Here is a 388-nt window from a genome sequence, read left to right as displayed (position 1 = left end):
TCAGAAAATAAGGTCGCTCCATTCAGGTTAGAAATAGAGTCTGACTCCACGGTAAGACCACCAACACCAATAATGATAGCGTCACCCGCAGATGACCCTTTATCACTACTGTTTACAATAGTATTAGCCTCTACGGACAATATCCCTGACGCCTGAATTATCGCATTAATATTATCTAGTTTATTGATGTTTTTGAAGGTGGCGTCACCATCAGAATTAATAATTGCCGCAATGGAATTAATAAAACTACTGACATAACTGACGTATAAATTTCTACCCGCATTAATAACACCGACATTTCCCGTCCCATCACCTATATTGGATAAAACCCCAATATTAGCTAGAGACATATCAGCACCAGAGTAAATAACACCTTTGTTATTTAGAT

General features: G+C 37.9%; 1 protein-coding gene. It reads right to left on the bottom strand.

From position 1 onward, the window contains the following. On the bottom strand, positions 1-350 hold a 350-nt coding region (locus V1952_RS22575; RefSeq protein WP_420075639.1), incomplete at its 3' end, for a hypothetical protein. Positions 351-388: the final 38 nt, after the last annotated feature.

The sequence above is a fragment of the Yersinia sp. 2542 StPb PI genome, assembly GCF_048593855.1.
GTDB lineage: Bacteria > Pseudomonadota > Gammaproteobacteria > Enterobacterales > Enterobacteriaceae > Yersinia > Yersinia enterocolitica_E.
Note: the sequence above shows the minus strand (reverse complement) of the source record. Positions and strands in the feature narration are given on the sequence as shown.